Annotated in this window: 20 protein-coding genes and 1 pseudogene; 6 read left to right on the top strand and 15 right to left on the bottom strand. The window is 58.5% G+C overall.

What is annotated here, in order from left to right; all coding sequences use genetic code 11:
- Positions 1-98 precede the first annotated feature (98 nt).
- The 5 genes from rplS to ffh all read right to left on the bottom strand — a co-directional run bounded on the left by rplS (position 99) and on the right by ffh (position 3,678).
- Positions 99-449 carry a 50S ribosomal protein L19 gene (rplS, locus tag RYA97_RS21360; RefSeq protein ID WP_002552524.1) on the bottom strand — a complete coding sequence of 117 codons (351 nt, stop codon included), beginning with the start codon at positions 447-449 and terminating at the stop codon, positions 99-101.
- A 44-nt stretch (positions 450-493) separates the two neighbouring features.
- A complete protein-coding gene (gene trmD / locus RYA97_RS21355; RefSeq protein WP_002552523.1) occupies positions 494-1,246 on the bottom strand; it encodes a tRNA (guanosine(37)-N1)-methyltransferase TrmD in 753 nt (250 codons plus the stop codon).
- A 5-nt stretch (positions 1,247-1,251) separates the two neighbouring features.
- Positions 1,252-1,791 carry a ribosome maturation factor RimM gene (rimM, locus tag RYA97_RS21350; protein WP_002552522.1) on the bottom strand — a complete coding sequence of 180 codons (540 nt, stop codon included), beginning with the start codon at positions 1,789-1,791 and terminating at the stop codon, positions 1,252-1,254.
- 5 nt (positions 1,792-1,796) lie between these two features.
- The gene (rpsP, locus tag RYA97_RS21345) at positions 1,797-2,054 is read right to left on the bottom strand and encodes a 30S ribosomal protein S16 (protein ID WP_002552521.1); all 258 of its coding nucleotides are present in this window, start codon (positions 2,052-2,054) and stop codon (positions 1,797-1,799) included.
- 247 nt (positions 2,055-2,301) lie between these two features.
- Entirely contained in the window at positions 2,302-3,678 is a 1,377-nt protein-coding gene (gene ffh / locus RYA97_RS21340) for a signal recognition particle protein (protein ID WP_005778356.1), read from the bottom strand.
- A 213-nt stretch (positions 3,679-3,891) separates the two neighbouring features.
- On the opposite strand from ffh, the gene RYA97_RS21335 reads away from it, so the two are divergent.
- The 3 genes from RYA97_RS21335 to RYA97_RS21325 all read left to right on the top strand — a co-directional run bounded on the left by RYA97_RS21335 (position 3,892) and on the right by RYA97_RS21325 (position 7,424).
- Positions 3,892-4,704, top strand: a complete 813-nt coding sequence (locus RYA97_RS21335) for an inner membrane protein YpjD (protein ID WP_002552519.1) — start codon at positions 3,892-3,894, stop codon at positions 4,702-4,704.
- 12 nt (positions 4,705-4,716) lie between these two features.
- Positions 4,717-5,964, top strand: a complete 1,248-nt coding sequence (locus RYA97_RS21330) for a CNNM domain-containing protein (RefSeq protein WP_002552518.1) — start codon at positions 4,717-4,719, stop codon at positions 5,962-5,964.
- Positions 5,965-6,113: 149 nt separating this feature from the next.
- Positions 6,114-7,424: an MFS transporter gene (locus tag RYA97_RS21325; protein ID WP_005778351.1), complete on the top strand. Its 1,311-nt coding sequence runs from the start codon at positions 6,114-6,116 to the stop codon at positions 7,422-7,424.
- Between the two features lie 56 nt (positions 7,425-7,480).
- Here the strand turns inward: RYA97_RS21325 and purT are convergent, their stop codons facing one another.
- From purT to RYA97_RS21300, 5 genes are all read right to left on the bottom strand, one after another.
- The gene (gene purT, locus RYA97_RS21320; protein ID WP_005778349.1) at positions 7,481-8,662 is read right to left on the bottom strand and encodes a formate-dependent phosphoribosylglycinamide formyltransferase; all 1,182 of its coding nucleotides are present in this window, start codon (positions 8,660-8,662) and stop codon (positions 7,481-7,483) included.
- 103 nt (positions 8,663-8,765) lie between these two features.
- Positions 8,766-9,233, bottom strand: coding sequence for a preQ0 transporter (locus tag RYA97_RS21315; protein ID WP_004666056.1), 468 nt, complete (start codon positions 9,231-9,233; stop codon positions 8,766-8,768).
- 265 nt (positions 9,234-9,498) lie between these two features.
- Positions 9,499-9,717 (bottom strand): DUF1289 domain-containing protein, encoded by a 219-nt coding sequence (locus tag RYA97_RS21310; RefSeq protein ID WP_004656331.1) that lies wholly within the window; start codon positions 9,715-9,717, stop codon positions 9,499-9,501.
- Positions 9,717-10,241, bottom strand: coding sequence for a gamma carbonic anhydrase family protein (locus RYA97_RS21305; RefSeq protein WP_004656329.1), 525 nt, complete (start codon positions 10,239-10,241; stop codon positions 9,717-9,719). Before RYA97_RS21305 ends, RYA97_RS21310 begins: the two co-directional genes overlap by 1 nt.
- Positions 10,242-10,332: 91 nt before the next feature.
- Positions 10,333-10,929 (bottom strand): CoA pyrophosphatase, encoded by a 597-nt coding sequence (locus RYA97_RS21300; RefSeq protein WP_005732461.1) that lies wholly within the window; start codon positions 10,927-10,929, stop codon positions 10,333-10,335.
- Between the two features lie 150 nt (positions 10,930-11,079).
- Between RYA97_RS21300 and RYA97_RS21295 the strand changes: the two genes are divergently transcribed.
- Both RYA97_RS21295 and RYA97_RS21290 read left to right on the top strand, forming a co-directional pair.
- On the top strand, positions 11,080-11,631 hold the full coding sequence (locus tag RYA97_RS21295; RefSeq protein ID WP_002552512.1) for an NUDIX hydrolase: 552 nt from the start codon (positions 11,080-11,082) through the stop codon (positions 11,629-11,631).
- 204 nt (positions 11,632-11,835) lie between these two features.
- A pseudogene (locus RYA97_RS21290) lies at positions 11,836-12,258 on the top strand (L,D-transpeptidase family protein); the annotation flags it as partial.
- Positions 12,259-12,406: 148 nt separating this feature from the next.
- On the opposite strand, the gene RYA97_RS21285 reads toward RYA97_RS21290, so the two are convergent.
- Positions 12,407-12,718 (bottom strand): YqfO family protein, encoded by a 312-nt coding sequence (locus RYA97_RS21285; RefSeq protein ID WP_005778343.1) that lies wholly within the window; start codon positions 12,716-12,718, stop codon positions 12,407-12,409.
- Between the two features lie 5 nt (positions 12,719-12,723).
- Positions 12,724-16,620 (bottom strand): phosphoribosylformylglycinamidine synthase, encoded by a 3,897-nt coding sequence (gene purL, locus RYA97_RS21280; protein WP_057405430.1) that lies wholly within the window; start codon positions 16,618-16,620, stop codon positions 12,724-12,726.
- 213 nt (positions 16,621-16,833) lie between these two features.
- On the opposite strand from purL, the gene mltF reads away from it, so the two are divergent.
- Positions 16,834-18,324 carry a membrane-bound lytic murein transglycosylase MltF gene (mltF, locus tag RYA97_RS21275; RefSeq protein ID WP_002552508.1) on the top strand — a complete coding sequence of 497 codons (1,491 nt, stop codon included), beginning with the start codon at positions 16,834-16,836 and terminating at the stop codon, positions 18,322-18,324.
- Here mltF and tadA read toward each other — a convergent pair.
- The 3 genes from tadA to RYA97_RS21260 form a co-directional block, all read right to left on the bottom strand.
- A complete protein-coding gene (gene tadA / locus RYA97_RS21270) occupies positions 18,321-18,830 on the bottom strand; it encodes a tRNA adenosine(34) deaminase TadA (protein WP_005743371.1) in 510 nt (169 codons plus the stop codon). The genes mltF and tadA overlap by 4 nt on opposite strands.
- Entirely contained in the window at positions 18,830-20,203 is a 1,374-nt protein-coding gene (locus RYA97_RS21265) for a multicopper oxidase family protein (protein ID WP_117139820.1), read from the bottom strand. The genes tadA and RYA97_RS21265 overlap by 1 nt, the downstream gene beginning before the upstream one ends.
- 178 nt (positions 20,204-20,381) lie before the next feature.
- Entirely contained in the window at positions 20,382-22,358 is a 1,977-nt protein-coding gene (locus RYA97_RS21260) for a tetratricopeptide repeat protein (protein ID WP_117139808.1), read from the bottom strand.
- Positions 22,359-22,445: the final 87 nt, after the last annotated feature.

Here is a 22,445-nt window from a genome sequence, read left to right as displayed (position 1 = left end):
ACTCAGTATGTGTGCGTGTACGCCAAAAACGAATTTTCAAACATCAGATAGCAAAAAGGCAGCCCGAAGGCTGCCTTTTTATGCATCGAAAAACTGTATCAGGACAGTTTTTCCTTGATGCGCGCTGCTTTACCGGACAGGTCACGCAGGTAGTACAGTTTGGCCTTGCGAACGTCACCGCGACGTTTCACAGCCATGCTGTCGATTTGCGGGCTGTAAGTCTGGAAAGTACGCTCAACGCCAACACCGTTGGAGATTTTACGAACAGTGAAAGCACTGTTCACGCCACGGTTACGCTTGGCGATTACAACGCCTTCGAATGCTTGCAGACGAGCGCGGTCGCCTTCCTTCACTTTAACCTGAACGACGATGGTGTCGCCTGGTGCAAAGGTAGGGATCTCTTTGGTCATCTGCTCTGCTTCGAGGGCAAGAATGATTTTGTTAGTCATGCTGGTGCTCCTAAGGTAATCCGTATGGATCGACCATCGATACGTTAACTATCGTCCCGCTCGCGGATGTATTCCGCCAGCAGCTTCTTCTCTTCTCCAGAAAGCGAGCGGCTTTCCAGAAGATCAGCGCGTCGTTCATAGGTCCGCCCAAGGGACTGCTGTAAACGCCAACGCCGGATGTGCGCGTGATTGCCACTTAGCAACACGTCGGGAACACGCTGATCCGCATACACCTCAGGTCGGGTGTAGTGCGGGCAATCCAGCAGACCGTCCGTGAAGGAATCTTCCTCCGCGGAGTCCACATGCCCTAAAGCTCCAGGCAGCAGCCGCGTAACCGCGTCAATCAGGACCATAGCCGGCAGCTCGCCACCGGAAAGAACATAGTCACCAATCGACCACTCTTCATCGACATGAGCATCAATAAAACGCTCGTCAATGCCTTCATAACGACCGGCGATGAGGATAATCGCTTCCTCCTGCGCCAGTTCGCGTACCGCAGACTGATTCAGCTGACGGCCTTGTGGCGACAGGTAAATAACCTTAGCCGCATCCCCTGCCGCTTGCCTGGCCTGAACCAGAGCATCTTCGAGGGGCTTGATCTTCATCACCATGCCAGGACCACCGCCAAATGGGCGATCATCCACAGTGTGATGGCGATCAGTGGTGTAATCCCGCGGATTCCAACAAGTCAGCTGCAACAGCCCTTGTTTCACCGCACGGCTGGTAATGCCGTATTCGCTGATGGCGGAAAACATCTCGGGAAACAGACTGATGACTTCTATGCGCAGGCTGGCCATGGCATTCAGAAGTCCGCGTCCCAATCCACCTTCATCTCGCCAGCAGCCATATCGATTGCCAACACACATTGCTCCGTATAGGGCAACAGGCGTTCACGATCATCCAGGCTACCCGCGCAGGGCTTTACAACCATTACATCGTTCGAACCGGTTTCGAGCAGGTGATCGATTTTCCCGAGCAGTTGCCCGAGTTGGTCGATGACCTTGAGGCCTTCAAGCTGGTACCAGTAGTACTCGCCATCGTCCAGATCAGGGAACAGGTTACGCGGCACGCAGATTTCGTAACCGGAGAGAAGACGAGCTTCTTCACGATCATCGAGACCTTTGAGCTTTGCTACCAGAAACTTGCTTTGCAAGCGTCCGCTGACCAGCTCCACCTGTTTCTCAACGCTGCCTTCGCGCCGAAGCGTCCAGGTTTTGTAGTCCAACAGGTTTCCAATCGGATCAGTAAAGGAAAAGACCTTCACTTCGCCGCGAACGCCATGAACCGAGTAAATCTTGCCAATGACGATCAGATCGTCGGCAGATGCAGGCGTCGCGTTCATAAGACTCAGGCCGCGGCCTTGGTCTTGTTGTGCTCTTTGAGCAGCTGGGCAACGCGCTCGGAAGTTTGTGCACCAACGCTCAACCAGTAGTTGACGCGTTCTTCGTTAACGGACAGACGGATTTCCTGACCACGGGCAACCGGGTTGAAGAAACCAACCTGTTCCTTGTGGGAACCGTCACGAGCGTTGCGGCTGTCGGTTACGGTCAAGTGGTAAAACGGGCGCTTTTTGGAGCCGCCAAGGGCAAGACGGATGGTTAGCATTGAACATCGTTCCTGTAGTCGGTGCTGCAAATCTAAGATGCACAGCGGGCATAGGTGCCCGAAAGGCCGCATATTCTAAGGAATATCCCGACTTTTGCAAATGTCTTTTTCCGGCGCCTATCGGCATGCCTTCCAGATTTGCGAGGGAGCTGTCGGTATGACAGCAGGTAAAAGCCCGCATAACGCGGGCTGACCGGGGGTCGCCCCCCGTGTGGGACGCGTGCAAAGAAGCTTGCACGCGACGCAATTACATTTTTGGCATGCCGCCGCCGGGGAGCATTCCGCCCATGCCGCGCATCATTTTTGCCATTCCGCCCTTGGCGGAGAACTTCTTCATCATCTTCTGCATCTGTTTATGCTGCTTGATCAGACGCCCGATGTCCTGCACCTGGGTACCCGAGCCCATTGCAATACGGCGCTTGCGCGAGCCGCTGATCAGGTCCGGGTCACGGCGTTCGCCAGGCGTCATCGAGTTGATGATGGCTTCCATCTGCTTGAACTGCTTCTCGGCCACGCCCTGGGCATTGCCCATCTGCGCAAGATTGACGCCGCCGATACTTGGCAGCTTGTCCATGAGACCGCCAAGGCCGCCCATGTTTTTCATCTGTTGCAGTTGATCGCGGAAGTCTTCGAGATCGAAGCCTTTGCCTTTCTTGAGCTTTTTCGCCAGTTTGTCGGCTTTATCCTTGTCGAGAGTCTGTTCAGCCTGCTCGATAAGGCTGAGCACATCGCCCATGCCAAGGATTCGCGAAGCGATACGATCTGGGTGGAACGGCTCCAGCGCCTCGCTCTTCTCACCCATACCGATGAACTTGATCGGCTTGCCGGTAATTGCACGCACCGACAGGGCCGCACCACCGCGAGCATCACCGTCGACCTTGGTGAGGATCACACCGGTCAGCGGCAGTGCATCACCGAAGGCCTTGGCGGTGTTGGCCGCATCCTGACCGGTCATGGCATCGACCACGAACAGCGTTTCAGCTGGCTTGGTCGCAGCATGCAGCGCCTGAATCTCGCCCATCATCTCGACGTCGACGTGCAGACGACCGGCGGTATCGACGATGACCACGTCAATGAACTTGAGCCTGGCTTCTTTAATGGCCGCCAGGGCGATGTCGACCGGCTTCTGGCTGATATCGGAGGCGAAGAACGTCACACCGATGTCGTTGGCCAGGGTTTCAAGCTGCTTGATGGCGGCAGGACGGTAGACGTCGACCGACACAACCATCACGGTCTTCTTCTTGCGCTCTTTAAGGAAGCGCGCCAGCTTGCCAGCGGTGGTGGTTTTACCCGCACCCTGCAGGCCCGCCATGAGGATGACCGCAGGCGGCGTGACATTGAGCACCAGATCTTCGTTGGCAGCGCCCATCAGGCTTTCGAGTTCGGCCTGGACGATCTTCACGAACGCCTGGCCTGGCGTCAGGCTGCGCGACACCTCGGTGCCGACGGCGCGTTCCTTGACGTTGTTGACGAAGTCTTTGACCACCGGCAAGGCGACGTCGGCTTCAAGCAACGCCATACGCACTTCGCGCAAGGTATCTTTGATGTTGTCCTCGTTCAGCTTGGCCTTGCCAGTAACATGGCGCAGCGTCTGCGAGAGGCGGTCAGTCAGGTTTTCAAACATGCGCGATCCTTTCAGGCTCTCGTCGAACCCCGGTTGATGCGGCCCGGCCCGTAATGCAGAAATGGCGCTCGGCGAGCCTGCGGCTTGAGCAGGTCGCGGATTATAGCGAAGACTCCGCCGCACGGACACCACGCAGTCTGCTTCTGTGGTCTTTCGTGATTTGCCGGTTATATGCCAAACTCAACGTCTTTTCAGGCCCGTCCATCAGGATCTATGTCCCCTTTGCCACCCAGCCTGCTTCCCAGCCTCGCCGCCGCCGTTCTGTACGCCGCTGCGACCGTCTATCAGAGCCTGCGCCTGAGCCAGGCCGTCAAGCCCGACAAGCGGCTGCTTTGCCTGCTCGGTACGCTGGCGGTGATCGCACACGCCATCGGTCTGTTTTCCCAACTGACGCATTCCGTCGGCCTGGGTCTGGACTTTTTCAACTCGGCCAGCCTGATCGCCGCGTCAGTGATCGTTGTGACCTTGATCGCCACGTCACGCATTCCGGTGGAAAACCTGCTGGTGCTGCTGTTCCCATTGGGAATGGTGACCGTGCTGCTCGCTCAGTTCGCCCCCAGCGGCACCGTACAGCCGATCATGGAAGAACCCGGCATCCTGAGCCATATACTGCTGTCGCTGCTGGCTTACGGAATGTTCACCATTGCCGTATTCCAGGCGTTGCTGTTGCTGTTGCAGGACTACCGACTCAAGCACAAGCACCCTTCCGGACTGATCAAGAACTTCCCGCCGCTGCAAACCATGGAAAGCCTTTTGTTCGGCTTCCTCTGGGCTGGCTGGACGCTGCTTTCGCTGTCGCTGATTTCCGGCTGGCTGTTCGTTGAAAACCTGTTTGCCCAGCATCTGGTGCACAAGACCCTGCTGGCTTGCCTGGCCTGGGTCGTATTCAGCGTACTGCTGTGGGGGCGCAACCGCCTTGGATGGCGAGGTCACAAAGCCATTCGCTGGACCCTGGGCGGCTTCTGCCTGCTGATGCTCGCCTACTTCGGCAGCAAGCTGGTACGCGAATTCATCCTGCACATCTGACGGGCCCTGATCATGGATAATCTGCCCCTTGGCCCACTGCTTGGCGTCCTCGCCCTCCTTATGCTCTGGGCTGGTCTGCTGACGTCAGTCGAAGCCGCGCACCACCAACTCAAGGCAATGCGCGCCGCCAGCCGTTCGGACAAGGCCGCGCCGCTTCCCGAGCTGGCGTTCAACCTGAACAGCCTGATCCTGGGCAATACGCTGATAAGGGTACTGATCACCGTAATCGCAACACTGATTGCTGCCAATTACTGGTTCTACAACGGCCCGACCGTGGCATGGCTGGGTACCGTGAGCGTCATGCTGGTGTTCGCCGAATACATACCGCGCCGCTTGGCGAACCGTCACCCTGTCTCGACACTGCTACTGGGCAATGGCGTATTGCGCATTCCAATGAAGATCGTCTGGCCGCTGGCCTACGTGTTCAACGTGCTCGCCAAGACGCTGCTGCGCCCGTTTTTGTCACGCCAAGTGCAGCAACAGGAGCAGAACTTTGAAGACGATGTGCAGAAAACCAACCGCCACGACATTGTTCACGAGCATTATCCGCGCGCCAGCGTGCTGTCGGGCATCCGCGCACTGGACAGCATAACGGTCAATGACATCCTGATACCGCGCAACGAGGTGGATGGCGTCAACCTTGATGATCCGATGGAGCTGATCATCGAGCGCCTGATCATTTCACGTCACACGCGCCTGCCGGTCTATCACAACGACATAAATCAGGTTCAAGGCGTCATCAATACACGCGACATCAGCCACCTGCTGCCCAAAGGTACACTGACCAAAGAGCAGTTGCTGGCAGTCTGCTACGAGCCTTATTTCGTTCCGGAAAGCACTCCGTTGCAGTTGCAGTTGCTGAATTTCCACAAACAGCAGCGCCGCCTCGGCGTGGTGGTTGATGAGTACGGGGAAGTGCTGGGTATCGTCACCCTTGAAGACATTCTTGAAGAAATCGTCGGCGAATTCGAAAGCGAGCAGCGGCTGGACAATCCCCACGTCAAGCAACAGGAAGACGGACGCCTTGAGGTAGAGGGTGCTGCATCCATTCGCGAACTCAATAAAAGCCTTGGCTGGCACCTGCCTTCGGATGGTCCGAAAACCGTTAACGGGTTGGTTACAGAAGCATTGGAAACCATTCCAGAGGCTCCGGTCTGCCTGAAAATAGGGCCTTACCGGCTGGAAATCCTCGAGACCGAAGACAATCGCGTCAAGCGCGTGGCCATGTGGCAGAACACCCTCGTTCGCACCTTCAAATAGATTTCTGCCTTCAAATAGATCCCGGCAACACCCTTGTCTCTCGACCCATTCGGGTTACTCTGCTCGACGCTTTACCCACAATCACAATAATGAATGCTAGCCGGAGCACGGTCCTTGCCGCCCGGCGAGTCGACAGCCAGGGAATCCGCATGACCAGCACCCCGCTCTCTCGCGAAAATAACACCGAGTCCGTAAAACCGGTGAATTCGGCAACCCGCGTCGCCACAGCCAGTTTTATCGGCACAGCTATCGAGTTCTACGACTTTTACGTTTACGCCACTGCCGCCGCGCTGGTGATAGGTCCGGTGTTTTTCCCGCAGACCTCAGGTACGGCGCAGATGCTGTCGTCATTTCTGACCTTCGGTATCGCCTTTCTCGCACGCCCGCTCGGGTCGGCGCTGTTCGGTCATTTTGGCGACCGGATCGGGCGTAAATCGACCCTGGTGGCGTCGCTGCTGCTGATGGGTATCTGCACCACGCTGATCGGCGTATTGCCCGGTTACGCGACTATCGGCGCGTGGGCACCGATTCTGCTATGTGTACTGCGCTTCGGTCAGGGGCTTGGCCTGGGCGGGGAATGGGGTGGCGCTGCGCTTCTGGCGACCGAGAACGCCCCGAAAGGCAAACGCGCCTGGTTCGGCATGTTTCCACAGTTGGGACCTTCAATCGGTTTTCTGGCCGCCAATGGCCTGTTTCTGGCACTGGCCATGACCCTGAGCGACGAGCAGTTTCGCGCGTGGGGCTGGCGAATCCCGTTTCTGCTCAGCGCCGTGCTGGTCATGGTCGGGCTGTATGTGCGCCTGAAGCTGGAAGAAACTCCCGTCTTCGCCAAGGCTATGGCCCGTCACCAACGCGTCAGCCTGCCGATCGTGGAAACCTTCAGCCAGCACTGGAGGCCAATGCTGCTTGGTGCAGCGTCGATGGTCGTCTGTTATGCGCTGTTTTATATCTCGACGGTGTTTTCATTGAGTTACGGCGTGGCCACGTTGGGCTATACCCGTGAAACGTTTCTGGGGCTGTTGTGCTTTGCGGTGCTGTTCATGGCGGCTGCCACGCCATTGGCTGCACTGGCAAGCGACCGCTTCGGGCGCAAGCCGGTACTGATTGTTGGCGGTGTGCTGGCGATTCTGTCAGGTTTCACCATGGAACCACTGTTAACCCACGGCAGCACTTGGGCTGTGGCGTTGTTTCTATGCATCGAGCTGTTTCTGATGGGCATTACGTTTGCCCCCATGGGCGCGCTGCTGCCAGAGCTGTTCCCGACACAGGTTCGCTACACAGGCGCATCGGCGGCGTACAACCTGGGCGGAATCGTCGGCGCCTCGGTTGCCCCCTTCTTCGCCCAGAAACTGGTGGCGATGGGCGGCTTGAGCTGGGTGGGCGGGTATGTATCTGCAGCTGCGCTGATCAGCGTGCTGGCGGTGTTGAGCCTGAAGGAAACTCGGGATAGGGATCTATAAGCCTCAAGCTGCAAGCAAGAGCACCACACTCCTGCTTGTAGCTTGCAGCTGCGCCCTTACAACTTTACGTCTACCGCTTGCGACGCTCGGGTCGCTTTGGCCCGCGCGGCTTCGATGGACTCGTCGCGAGCCAGGGCGACGCCCATGCGGCGTTGACCGTTGACTTCCGGTTTGCCGAACAGACGCAACGCGGTGTCAGGCTCGGCCAGCGCCGCGCCGAGGTTGGCGAAAGCGGTCTGAGTGGACTGGCCTTCGACCAGAATCACTGCGGAAGCAGATGGCCCGAACTGGCGGATCAACGGAATCGGCAGGCCGAGAATTGCGCGAGCGTGCAGGGCAAATTGCGACAAGTCCTGAGAAATCAGAGTGACCAGACCGGTGTCGTGCGGGCGCGGCGAGACTTCGCTGAACCACACTTGATCGCCCTTGATGAACAGCTCGACACCAAACATGCCACGACCACCCAATGCCTCGGTCACTGCCCTTGCAACACGCTCTGACTCCGCCAACGCTACCGGGCTCATGGCCTGCGGCTGCCAGGATTCCTGATAGTCGCCCTTCTCCTGGCGATGGCCAACCGGCGCGCAGAACGTGGTGCCACCGATGTGACGCACGGTCAGCAGGGTGATTTCGTAATCAAAGTCGATGAAACCCTCGACGATGACGCGGCCCTTGCCAGCGCGACCGCCTTCCTGCGCGTAATCCCAGGCTTTCTGCACGTCATCAGCGCTCTTGAGCAGGCTCTGCCCTTTGCCCGACGAACTCATGACCGGCTTGACCACGCAAGGGAAACCGAGGTCTTCGACAGCCTTGCTGTACGCCTCGAAGGTGTCGGCAAAGTGATAAGGCGAGGTCGGCAGTTTCAGCTCTTCGGCCGCCAGACGACGAATGCCTTCGCGGTTCATGGTCAGTTGCGCGGCGCGCGCGGTCGGAATCACGGTAAAGCCTTCGGCCTCAAGCTCAACCAGGGTTGCGGTGGCGATGGCTTCGATTTCCGGAACGATGAAATCCGGCTTCTCGGCCTCGATGACTGCACGCAACGCAGCACCGTCGAGCATGTTGATCACATGGCTGCGATGAGCAACCTGCATCGCGGGCGCGTTCTCATAACGGTCAACAGCGATCACTTCAACGCCAAGGCGCTGCAGCTCGATCACGACTTCCTTGCCCAGTTCGCCGCTGCCGCAGAACAGTACGCGAGTCGCGGTGAGCGACAGTGGAGTTCCGATTTGAGTCATCTCAGGTCCTCGTGAAGCAGATATCGAGGGCTGCCTGCCTTATGCAAGCAACCGCTGTGGAGAAAGGCGCGCAATTTACCACGAAGCCCCGGTAAATGGGCGCTCAGCCCGGACAAGCGTTGTTGCGCGCTCGCCAGGCCATGATCATCCAGACCAGGGTCACGCCGGCGAACTTCGATGCCAGCGCAGTGAGCACGACCGGTGCAGTCAGCGCGTCGATCATGCCGAAGAAGATAAAGGTATCCAGCGGGATGCTGAGTGCCGAGCTGATCCATAACCGGTCACGCAACGGGCGTCTGGTGATGCTGAACACCAGCCAGTCAATGCACTCGGAGACCGCGAACGCAGTGGCGCTGGCCAGGGCAATGGTCGGGTCGCTGGTGACATACGAAAGCACCAGCGCCACCAGCATGGCGATGATCGCGCCATGACCAAAGCGAATTTGCACCATATCGCGCAACACAAACACCAGCCCGCCCCAGGCAGACCAGATGATGTCCAGATGCGGCGCACTGGAGAAGGCGAAGTTGATCAGCACGACACTGCCGATGTAAGCGATCAGGAAAAGCATGGAGGGTTTGGGCCTGTGCAAGCGAGCGGCAATGATAGCAAACGCGGGCAAGGACCGTGCCCGGGCATAGGCGAAAGCGCTATTTCTGACGAAGATAATGCATCGACTGCACCGGCCTCTTCGCGAACAAGTTCGCTCCCACAACGCCCACGGATAACCTGTGGGAGCGAACTTGTTCGCGAAGGCTATATTCCAAACGCAGCAAATTCTTCTACTGCACCGGCCTCTTTACGAGCAAGTTCGCTCCTGTAAGGCCATGGGAACGTCAGCGTGCCCCGCCCACCGTCCACATCAACCCGCTGGCCCTGGCGCGCTCGTCGCACAGCCCCAGCACGACACGGCGCTCGTCGTTGCTCATCCGGCTCCACCGGGTGATCTCGTTCACGGTTCGCTGGCAACCGGTGCATATGTCCTGCTCATCGAGCGCACAAATGCTCACGCAGGGAGAACGGACCGGCTTTTCAATCGGGGTATCGGTGCTCATCACTCTTCCTGCACAACCAGGTCACGGGCGTAACGCTGGGCATTGTGTACGTAATGGGCGGCGCTGGCTTCCAGCATTTTCTTCTGCACGTCGGTGAGTTCGCGCACCACTTTGCCCGGAGACCCCATGACCAGCGACCCGTCGGGAATGACCTTGTTTTCTCCGATCAGCGAATTGGCGCCGATGATGCAGTATTTACCAATTTTCGCCCCGTTGAGGATGACCGCGTTGATGCCGATCAGGCTGTAATCGTCAACGCTGCAGCCATGCAACATCGCGTTATGCCCAATGGTCACACTCTTGCCGATGCTCAGGGGCGAGCCCATGTCGGTGTGCATTACTGTGCCATCCTGCACGTTACTGTTTTCGCCGATATGGATCAGCTCGTTGTCGCCACGCAACACCACGTTGAACCATACACTTGCTCCGGCTTCCAGCCTGACATTACCGATCAGCACCGCATTAGGAGCAACCCAGCTCTGCGGGTCGGTCTGAACACGGGATTCCCCCAGGCGATATTTCATGCAGCTTCCTCAGGCGGGTCGTACTCATGGGTACGGATTGTTATGAACAGCACTTCCTGTCGACAGCACTTCTGCAGCAAGCCACTCAGGTTCAGGTGGTCGAGCGTTCGGGCGGATGATGCAGACTGATTTTGGTGTCGTACAGCACATTGACCAGCTCGACGATCATGATCGCGGTAAGCCCCCAGATCTTGTAACCGCCGTAACGGTAACTGGGCACGTACCAACTGCGGCCTTCGTAATCGATGCGGTGCGTATGTTCACGGGTGTCCTGACGGAAGAACTCCAGCGGTACGCTGAACACCGCCGCGATCTCGCCGTCATTGGGCTGGTATTCGACAAAGTCAGGTATGACACCGACATACGGCGTGACTTTGATGCCATGTTTGGAGATGAGCGGGCTTAACGGGCCGACTACTTCGACCAGCCCGGGAGGCAGTCCGATTTCTTCCTCGGCCTCGCGCAGGGCAGTAAAAATCAGGTCCGGGTCGCCTGGATCGCGTCGTCCCCCCGGAAAAGCCACTTCGCCACCATGTGTCGACAGACCACTGGCACGCAAGGTCAAAATCAGCTCGGGTTGCTCACTGCGGGTGACAGGCACCAGAACAGCCGCCTCGGGGAATCGTCGATCCGAGTCGAGGGTTTCGGGCGTATGACTGACTACACGGCGAAGTAGCTCATCCAGCATGGGAAATCTCGATCTGTTGCCTGTCTGGCATCATGCACCAAAGCGAGGTTGCGCCCAACCCCTCGCAAGGCAACTCCTGTCACACAGAGGGTTGCCGAGCCGCAGCACGACAGGCCAAGATAGCGACTGCGTTCACTATCGACTGACCCCATGAAATTTTGCAGCCAGTGCGGCAACCCCGTTATCCAGCGTATTCCCGAAGGCGACAGCCGATTGCGGTATGTCTGCGAGCATTGTCACACCATTCATTACCAGAATCCGAACATCGTGGCGGGCTGTCTGGTGACGCTGGGCGACAAGGTCCTGCTGTGCCGCAGGGCCATAGAACCGCGCCTGGGCTTCTGGACACTGCCGGCAGGTTTTATGGAAAACGGCGAAACCATCGAACAGGCCGCGCGGCGCGAAACCATCGAGGAAGCCTGCGCCACTCTGACCGAGCTGCATCTGTACACGTTGATCGACGTTCCGCATATCAATCAGGTGCATGTGTTCTATCGGGCAGAAATGGCGACTGAGGCGTTTGCGGCAGGAATCGAGAGTCTTGAAGTGCAGTTATTCGACGAAGCCGACATTCCGTGGTCGGACCTGGCTTTCATGACAGTCGGACGTACCCTAGAATACTTCTTCGCGGATCGGCGTCGGCAGGTCTACCCGGTTCATACCAGCGCCCTTCCCCCGTCACGTCCGTTGCTGGACACCTGAAAGTCAGGGTCGCACACAATATCGGCGCTTTTTATAGAAAGAAGCACCTTCAGGGAAATCGTAATGCGCTGGTTGTTCGCCTTCTTTTGCATGTCATTCGTACCGCTTTCGCAGGCTGCGTTTACCCAGACCATCGTGCCCAAGGGCAGCGAACAGAAAATCATCAACAATAAAGTCATCAATACCGAGAGTATTGCCAGCAAGCCGATCGACAAGGTGCTGGTGCTCAAATCGGTTCGCCAGTTGCAACTGATCAGCGGTGGCGAGGCGCTGAAGACCTATCGAATCTCTCTGGGCAAGAACCCCAAGGGCACCAAATTGCAGGAAGGCGACCAACGCACGCCAGAAGGTTTCTACTGGCTCGACTGGCGCAAGCCCAGCAATAACTACAACCTGTCGATGCACATTTCCTACCCGAACATTTCGGACTCGGCACGGGCACGTCGCGAAGGCGTGAAACCGGGCAGCATGATCATGATTCACGGCACGCCGGTGGATGAAGAGTACCCGGAATGGTACTTCCACACGCTGGACTGGACCAACGGATGCATCGCGCTGAAGAACAACGACATGCGGGAGATATGGGATCTGGTGAAAGACGGGACGATGATCGAGATTCGGCCTTGATCATTGCAGCGAGCAGCCAAGATCAGACGCAGAGCGTCCAGAACGGCATGTCGACGCAGAGCATCGCACGATAGCTGTCAATCGTTTACATCGTGGGAGCGTCCGGGCGACGCGCCCAGCTTGCTCGCGAAGAGGCCAGTACAGCCCCTCAGAACTCTTCCAGCCGCCATACTTCGTAAGCAGGCGTTTCGTAGGGATGGCTCTGCTTAAGCGCCAACACTGCTTGCTGAATCAGATCATCAGCCACGACCAGCTCGACCTTCCATTCCTCCACCGATTCGACCACTCCGCTCTGCCCGACAAATGGCTGACTGCCATTCAGCGGGCGGAACTGGCCCTGGCCGAGCACTTGCCATGAACAGTGATCGTAAGCGCCGATTCGCCCTGCACCAGCAGCGAATACGGCGTTCTTGACCTCGTCCACATGGCTCGGCGGAACAAAGAAGGCGAGCTTGTACACGCGCCTTAGTTAACCCAGGCCCGCGCGTTGCGGAACATGCGCATCCAGGCAGCGTCCTCGTTCCAGTCCTCGGGACGCCATGAGTTCTGCACCGCGCGGAACACGCGTTCCGGGTGCGGCATCATGATCGTCACGCGACCGTCCAGGGTGGTCATGCCGCCGATACCGCGCGGCGAGCCGTTCGGGTTGGCCGGGTAGGTTTCAGTGACCTTGCCGTGGTTATCGACGAAGCGCAGTGCCACAGTACCGGACACATCCGCTTCAAGCAGCGCGTCGTCATTGCGGAACTCTGCGTGACCTTCACCGTGAGCGATGGCGATTGGCATGCGCGAACCGGCCATGCCTTGCAGGAAGATCGATGCCGACTCCTGAACCTGAACCATTGCCACGCGCGCTTCGAACTGCTCGGAGCGGTTACGCACGAAATGGGGCCAGAACTCGCTGCCCGGAATAAGCTCGTGCAGGTTGGACAGCATCTGGCAACCGTTACACACACCCAGCGTGAAGCTGTCGGCACGCTCGAAGAAGCCCTGGAACGCATCGCGGGCGCGGCTATTGAACAGTGCCGACTTGGCCCAGCCTTCACCGGCACCCAGCACGTCGCCATAGGAGAAGCCGCCACAGGCAACCATGCCCTTGAAGTCGTTCAAGTCGACACGACCGGCAAGGATGTCGCTCATGTGCACGTCAATCGCATTGAAGCCTGCGCGATCAAAGGCTGCCGCCATCTCGACCTGACCGTTGACACCCTGCTCGCGCAGCACGGCAACCTGAGGGCGGATGCCCGTCTTGATGTACGGCGCAGCGATGTCTTCGTTAACGTCGAAGCCCAGTTTGACGGTCAGGCCCGGATTGTCTTCTTCCAGCAGCGCATCGAATTCCTGATCAGCGCATTCAGCGTTATCGCGAAGGCGCTGGATCTGGTAGCTGGTCTCGGCCCACTGACGTTGCAGCAGACGGCGCTGGCCGCTGAAGACCGGCTCGCCATGGAAACTGATCGAGACTTCGTCGTTGTTGATCGGCTGACCGATCACCGCAACGCAATCTTCCAGACCGGCAGCGCTGAATTGCGCCAGCACCAGCGGAGTCGCGTCCTGACGCACCTGGATGACCGCTCCGAGCTCTTCGTTGAAGAGGATCGCGCTTAGCTCGGAAACGTTGTCGGCCACACCGTCGAGGTGCAGGTTCAGGCCGCAGTGACCGGCAAAGGCCATTTCCAGCGTGCTGACCAGCAGACCACCGTCGGAACGGTCGTGATAGGAGAGGATATGACCGTCTGAATTGAGGCCCTGAATCACGGCGAAGAAGGCTTTGAGGTCTTCAGCGTCATCGACGTCTGGTGCCACACGACCCAGTTTGCCGTGGGTCTGGGCGAGAATAGAAGCGCCCATGCGGTTCTGGCCACGGCCCAGATCGATCAGGATCAGGTCAGTGATGCCTTTATCCATGCGCAATTCAGGCGTCAGGGTCTGACGAATGTCGACCACTGGCGCAAAGCCGGTCACGATCAGCGACAGCGGCGAAGTCACGCTCTTCTCAGTGCCTTCATCGCTCCAGCGGGTTTTCATGGACATCGAGTCCTTGCCCACCGGAATGGTAATACCCAGCTCCGGACACAGCTCCATGCCCACCGCTTTCACGGTGTCATAAAGACGCGCGTCTTCTCCGGGATGACCGGCAGCCGACATCCAGTTGGCCGACAGTTTGATGTCAGACAGCTTTTCAATACGTGAGGCCGCAATGTTGGTCAGCGTTTCGCCGATCGCCATGCGGCCCGAAGCCGGAGCATCCAGAAGAGCCAGCGGCGTGCGCTCGCCCATCGCCATGGCTTCGCCCGTGTTGACGTCGAAGCTGGTCGCGGTCACGGCGCAGTCAGCCACAGGCACCTGCCACGGGCCGACCATCTGATCGCGAGCGACCAGACCGGTAATGCTGCGGTCACCAATGGTGATCAGGAAGCTTTTGCTGGCAACTGCCGGGTGACGCAGTACGCGTTGCACGCTTTCTTCGATATCCAGCGTGCTCGGGTCGAAGTCATCGCCGATCTCGGCTTCGCGCTCGACCGAACGGTGCATGCGCGGCGCCTTGCCCAGCAACACTTCCAGCGGCATGTCCACCGGGCTGTTGCCGAAATGGCTGTCAGTCACGGTCAATTGCGGCTCGGCAGTGGCCTCGCCGACAACCGCAAACGGGCAGCGCTCGCGTTCGCAGATGGCCTTGAAACGGTCGAAATCTTCGACGCCGACGGCCAGCACGTAACGCTCCTGGGATTCGTTGCTCCAGATTTCCAGCGGGGCCATGCCCGGCTCGTCGTTGGGCACGTTACGCAGTTCGAAACGCCCACCACGATCGCCATCGTTGACCAGTTCGGGGAAGGCGTTGGACAGGCCACCGGCACCGACGTCATGGATGAAGCTGATCGGGTTACGGGCGCCCAGCTGCCAGCAGCGGTCGATCACTTCCTGACAGCGACGCTCCATCTCAGGGTTTTCACGCTGAACCGAAGCGAAATCCAGGTCGGCAGAACTTGTACCGGTCGCCATCGAGGACGCCGCGCCGCCACCCAGGCCGATCAGCATTGCCGGGCCACCCAGCACGATCAGTTTGGAACCCACAGTGATCTCGCCCTTCTGGACGTGATCTTCGCGGATGTTGCCCATACCGCCAGCCAGCATGATCGGCTTGTGATAACCACGAACCTCATCGCCGTGCGGCGTGGTAATAGACTGCTCAAAGGTACGGAAGTAGCCGGTCAGCGCCGGACGGCCGAACTCGTTGTTGAACGCCGCGCCACCCAGCGGGCCTTCGATCATGATGTCCAGCGCGGTGACGATGCGCTCGGGCTTGCCGTATGGCACTTCCCAAGGTTGCACGAAACCGGGAATCTGCAGGTTGGACACGGTGAAACCGGTCAGACCTGCCTTGGGCTTGGCACCGCGACCGGTTGCACCTTCGTCGCGAATCTCGCCGCCGGAACCGGTCGCTGCGCCAGGAAACGGCGCAATGGCAGTCGGGTGGTTGTGAGTTTCGACCTTCATCAGAATATGCACCGGCTCCTGCACCGCGCCGTACTGGCGGGTTTCGGGGTCCGGGAAGAAGCGGCCGGCAACGTTGCCGACGATCACCGAAGCGTTGTCCTTGTAGGCGGACAGCACGCCTTCGCTGTGCATCTGATAGGTGTTCTTGATCATGCCGAACAGGCTTTTTTCCTGGCTCTGGCCGTCGATATCCCAACTGGCGTTGAAAATCTTGTGACGGCAGTGCTCGGAGTTTGCCTGGGCAAACATCATCAGCTCGATGTCGTGCGGGTTGCGCCCGAGACCGTTAAAGCTGGTGATCAGGTAATCGATTTCATCTTCAGCGAGGGCCAGGCCCAGCTCGACGTTGGCTTTTTCCAGCGCCGCGCGGCCGCCACCCAGAATGTCCACCGCGGTCAGCGGTTTGGGCTGGGCGTGGCTGAACAGGCTAGCGGCCTGCTCGTGATCGCCCAACACCAGTTGCGTCATGCGGTCGTGCAGGCTGTCGGCGATTGCCTGAGCCTGGGCCTCACTGAACTGACCTTCTACATAGAAGGCAATCCCGCGCTCGATGCGCTGGATTTTCGTCAGGCCGCAATTGCGGGCGATGTCGCTGGCCTTGCTCGACCAAGGTGAAATGGTGCCAAAACGCGGCAACACCAGAAACAGACGGCCGCTCGGCTCTTGAACCGGCACGCTGGGGCCGTATTTCAGGAGACGGTCGAGAACCTGCTGTTCTTCGCTGGTAAGAACGTCGTTGACGTCCGCGAAGTGGGCGAATTCGGCGTACAAGCCACTGACAGCTGAAACTTTTTGTTTCAGTTGTTCTAGTAATTTGCTGTGGCGGAAGGCAGAAAGGGCAGGAGCACCGCGCAGGATCAACATCTTCGGGACAGCCTCGAGAAGGGGGTGTGCTTTGAGGCCGCACATTCTAGCCTAAAGCGGGCCTTTGATCACCCAAAACGGCGGCATCGGGTGCGCCCGAATGTCGCTCCACGCAAAAAAAGCCTGAAAATGCCTGTAAAACCCCCTCGCCTATCAGACGCAGGCTTCACTGTCGAGATATGGCGCCCGGTGCGCTTTGCGTATACTGCACCGATGTTCTTCAGACCAGATTTCCGCCCACGTTGCGCCAAGTGGCTCATCGCAACCGGACTCTTCCTGATGCTCGGCGCCTGTGTGGAGAAACCCACCACACTGGAGCGAGTCAAGGAGGACGGCGTGCTGCGGGTGATCACCCGTAACAGCCCGGCGACTTATTTTCAGGATCGCAACGGCGAAACCGGCTTCGAATACGAGCTGGTCAAGCGTTTCGCCGATGATCTGGGCGTCGAACTGAAGATCGAAACGGCCGACAATCTGGACGATCTGTTCGACCAGATGAACAAACCGGGCGGCCCGGTCCTGGGTGCTGCGGGCCTGATCGAGACGCCGAAGCGCAAGCAACAGGCGCGTTTCTCGCACTCTTATCTGGAAGTGACCCCTCAGGTTGTCTACCGCAACGGCCAGTCGCGTCCCACCGACCCGGGCGACCTGGTGGGTAAACGTATCGTGGTCCTGAAAGGTAGCGCGCATGCCGAGCAGCTTGCGGCACTCAAGGCGCAGAATCCCGGCCTTGAATATGAAGAGTCGGACGCGGTCGAGGTCGTCGATCTCCTGCGTATGGTCGATGAAGGCCAGATTGACCTGACGCTGGTCGACTCCAACGAGCTGGCGATGAACCAGGTGTACTTTCCCAACGTGCGTGTAGCCTTCGACCTGGGCGAAGCCCGCGAACAACGCTGGGTGGTTGCACCGGGCGAAGACAACAGCCTGCTCAACGAAATCAACGCGTACCTCGACAAGGTCGAGAAGAATGGCACGCTGCAACGTCTGAAAGACCGTTACTACGGCCACGTCGATGTACTTGGCTACGTTGGCGCCTATACCTTTGCCCAGCATTTGCAGGAACGCCTGCCCAAATACGAGAAACACTTTCAGACATCGGCCAAGAAAGAACAGGTCGACTGGAGATTGCTGGCCGCCATCGGCTATCAGGAATCAATGTGGCAACCGGCCGTTACCTCGAAAACCGGTGTGCGCGGCCTGATGATGCTGACCCAGAACACCGCTCAGGCGATGGGCGTGACCAACAGGCTCGACGCGCGACAAAGCATTCAGGGCGGCGCAAAGTATTTTGCCTACGTAAAGGATCAGCTGGACGACTCGATTAAAGAGCCAGATCGCACTTGGCTAGCTCTCGCGTCCTACAACATTGGCAGCGGTCACCTCGAAGATGCGCGCAAATTGGCCCAGAACGAGGGGCTGAATCCTGATAAATGGCTGGACGTGAAAAAAATGCTGCCGCGTCTGGCGCAGAAGAAGTGGTACAGCAAAACGCGTTACGGCTACGCCCGAGGCGGCGAGCCGGTGCATTTCGTTGCCAACATTCGTCGTTATTACGACATTCTGACCTGGGTCACGCAGCCTCAGCTCGAGGGCAGCCAGGTCGCCGATGGCAACCTGCATGTTCCCGGTGTCGACAAGACCCAACCACCTGCGCCGCCTGCACCTGCTTCAGGCAGTAGCCCCGACAAGCCTGCGCTCTAGACGCCGCCCTGGTTTTTATCTGCATCCTTGGCAGCCCGGCGCATTCTGAAAAACTCGCTCAGCATTGCCCCGCATTCCTCGCTCAATACCCCGCCTTCAAACAGCACGCGGTGATTGAGAAAGCCCTGACTGAAGAATTGCCCCTGGCTTTGAACGATGCCTGCCTTGGGCTCAAGCGCGCCGTAAACCACGCGCGCCACCCGCGAATGCACGATCAACCCGGCGCACATGCTGCATGGTTCCAGCGTCACGTAAAGCGTACTGCCTGGCAGTCGATAATTGTCCAGCGCACTGGCGGCATCACGAATAGCGACCATTTCGGCATGCGCACTGGGGTCGCTTGCGCTGATCGGGCAATTGTAACCACGACCAATGATCTCGCCGTTCTGCACCACGACTGCACCGACTGGCACTTCGCCCAGCAATGCGCCTTGCGCGGCGAGCGCCAGTGCCTCGCGCATGAAGTCCTGATCCTTGCTGCGGTCGATGATTTGCGGCTGACGCATCACGACACCTCGATGGCGGCCATGAGACCAGTTTCCATGTGATCGATCACATGGCAGTGGAACATCCACACACCGGGGTTATCCGCCACCAGCGCAATCCGCGCCCGCTCGTTGCGGCCCAGCAAGAACGTGTCGGTAAAGTACGGGATGATCTTGCGCCGATTGGACGCGATCACCTTGAAACTCATGCCGTGCAAGTGAATCGGGTGTTGATACTGAGTCATGTTCTTCAATTCAAAGATGTAGCTCTTGCCCAACTTCAATTTGGCGATAGGCCGGTCGGCGCAAGTCTTGTCGGTAATGTCCCAGGCTTCGCCGTTGATCTGCCACAAGCTGGGCGGCTTGCCGTTGTCGGTGTTGACCGACATTGAGCCCACCCATTCGAAGTTGAAATTGATCTTCTCGGCGCTCTCCATATCCGGCTCGGCCACCGGATTGGCCGGCAGCTCAGGTGGCCATTGGCCGGGCGCGTCGTTATTGGCGACCGACCGAAACGTCCCCAGACGCACCGGGCCGTTACGCAATGAAATTTCCTCACCCGCAGGCGGTGCCTTGATTGCCAGACAGATGCGCATGCCCGGCCCCAGCCAGTACTCGTCGCCAAACGGCCGCGGCGTGACCGGGTTGCCATCCAGTGCATAAATCTGCACCTCGGCGTCCGGCAGGTTGAGGCGATAGGTGACGGTATTATCGAGGTTGAGCAAGCGCACGCGGGTAATCTGCCCAGCAGGCAATTCAATGACCGCCTGCGGAATACCATTCAATGTCGAAAGCCGACCCGCCGTACCTTCACGCGCCGCCTCACGCAGCACGCTGAACTCGGTAAACGCGCCAACTTCATCCACATGCCAGCTTTTCAGGCTGACCGTGCGCTCATGGGCGAAACCGGTGGGCTCGCGCTCTTCAACGATCAGCGGCCCGACCAACCCGCGGCCCAGCTCTTCGCTGCTGCTGACGTGCGGGTGATACCAATAGCTACCGGCATCCGGCACACGGAATTTGTAATCGAAATATTCGCCCGGCTTCACCGGCAACTGAGAAACGTATGGCACGCCGTCCATCTCCAGCGGCAAGCGGATGCCATGCCAGTGAATGGTCGTCTCGACCGGCAGCTGGTTGATGAAGCGCAAGCGCAACCACTCGCCCTGCCGCACCCGCAATTCGGTGCCCGGCGCAGAACCGCCAAACGCCCAGGCAGGTGTCTTGTGGCCAGAGACCAACTCTATATCCAGCGGTGCAGCGATCAGCACGAAGTCCGAACCCGCTTGCGACTCACGACGCCCCATCCAGTAACGCGAAGCACCACCCGCGCCAAGGCCGACTACAGCAAGACCGGCGATGCCTGTGAGGATCTGACGACGGGTAAAGGACATGAACGGCGGGACCTCGAAAACGACGACTGAGCGCATCTGCGAGCAAATGCGAGGGGCGAATACGATACACCTGCATTTGCGTAAAGATAAGGGTGGATACCACGAACTGAAGTTGAGGCGTAAAAAAGCCGGGCAAGGCAGTGACGCCCGCTCCGGCTTTTTGCATCAATTAACCGCGCTACGACTGACTAACCCGCTCCAGCCATTCGATATATGCCGGCTCTGCATCAGGCGGTACATTGGCGCGGTGACCCTGCAACTCTGCCTGCATGCCAAACCCTTTCCATATCAGCGGTGCGATGCGCGATGCCGGGCTGTTCGCCCGTTCCAGTTCGCTCAGCACTTGCAGGCTTCGTTGCTTGTGCTCGGCCACTGTATCCGACTTGTAATCGAAAGCCTTTCCCAACCCGGAGAGGTACATCAGTTTTGCGGTTTCTATCTCAGGCCACTGGAGCGCCATATTCAGGGGCCATTCGAGCATCGCGCGTTCGCCCCACATCGACGACTTGGGTAAATGGTCGTTCGCAAGCAACGTCAGCATGAATGATTGGCCCAACTGGGTCAGATACACCGGCAAGACCTCAGCGGTGGGCTGCCGGTAAAACACATCCAGTGGTTGCTCACGCGTGAGTCCGATACCGGCCAGCAAGCGCTGTTGAAGATCAAGTACCAGCGCGCCAAGTTCCGCTTTGCCTGCACTACCGTTTTCAACGGTTTGCCGGGTGCGGCTCGTGCAGTTCCACAGGCTCAGTGAAATCCGCCACTGGGCTTGATCGCCCTCACCCGAACACCCCACCTCGCCCGTGACGAAATACTTCGTCGTTGGCGGGACGATATCGAACAATGTGTTGCCGTCGACTTCAACCCCCGATACAACCGGCCCCGCACCCTCCGCGACCTGGACATAACAATTGGCTGCATAGTCATTCCAGTAGTGAACCGACTCAGCCATGTAAAGAGGGATGGCACGCGTATAGCGCCCGATATCATCCTCGCGCTGCGATTCGGCAGGTTCTGCTTTCTCCATGATTTTGGACAAGGCGAAGAAACCAATTTCTGGCGCACCTTCCGGTTTTTGCGCGAAGAGCCAGTCAGCATTGCGCAAACCGTAGTGCCAGACCGGCTTGGTAAGCGCCACGGTATTGATCGTCACGCTGGCAGGATCAATCGGAACACCTTTGTCTTCCTGCCTGCGCACGTCCTCGAAAGCGTGCGCAAACTGGTCAAGGTGACTTTTGATTGGCGCAAAGCCGAGGGCATACAAGCGCGTAAGCAAGGCCTCGCCTTCATCCACCCTGCCCAGCTCCTGATAGGCACGCAGCAAGTTGAGACCTGCCGTCGAATCATGTTTGTGCTCATCGTAAGCAGGCCCGACAAGCTCGACGATCAGCGGGATGTGGCCATTGTTGCCCAGATCCCCCGAGATCATCTGCAGCGCGCTTCGGTCGAACTGGCCACCTGCCAACACTTCTTCATACAGCACGCGCGCCTGCGCGACGTTGCGCTGTTGCAGGTAATGCCGCGCCATCCACAACTGCGCACGCCAACTGCCCGGCAACGCCGCTACTGTGTGAAGAGCAGCGAGATAGGCCGCCTCGCCGCCCCGCTCCTGCTGGATGCTCAGCCACCACATCACACCATTCTCTTGATTCGGATCGGCTTCAACCGCCTGCCATAGCGTTGCCTCTGCAACTGATTGCTCACCACGCTCGGCAAACACCTTGGCCAGATTGGTCAGAATGATTCCCGACACACCGACTTTCGCCATCCCGGCCCGCAGGGTGGCTTCAGCAGCATCAAGCTGAGCGTTGTGCATCAGCACGATACCGTTCACCACATGACTGCGCTCGGGATTAGCGTCGATCTCGACCAGTCGCTCGGCTGCTGGCATGAGGTCAGTCGCAAATCCATCGTTCAGGCCCGAAACAATGAGGTTGTAGAGCTCGTCAGCATCACCCCAGTGCTGCTTCAGATTGGGCAGGAACACCTTCTCGCGCCACTCGGCCCGAGTAATCTTTATCTCGCGTCCGTAACTGTCGTAGGCAGTGATCAACTCGCCGTCGTGGGCTTCTGGCGACGTCGTATCAGCAGGCGCGTTATCTGTTGAAGCTTGAGGTTTCTTGCCGCTGATAGCGGACAGAATGCGTTTGAACATGAGTGGAGTCGCCGCGGTTTAGGGTTAATGGGTACTGGCAGATCCAAGGCGAGGCTTGCCAGTGAATTCAACGCTGTACTGGAAGAG

The organism is Pseudomonas syringae group sp. 26L6 (assembly GCF_032587815.1).
Lineage (GTDB): Bacteria > Pseudomonadota > Gammaproteobacteria > Pseudomonadales > Pseudomonadaceae > Aquipseudomonas > Aquipseudomonas amygdali.
This window is presented reverse-complemented; position numbering and strand designations above follow the sequence as displayed.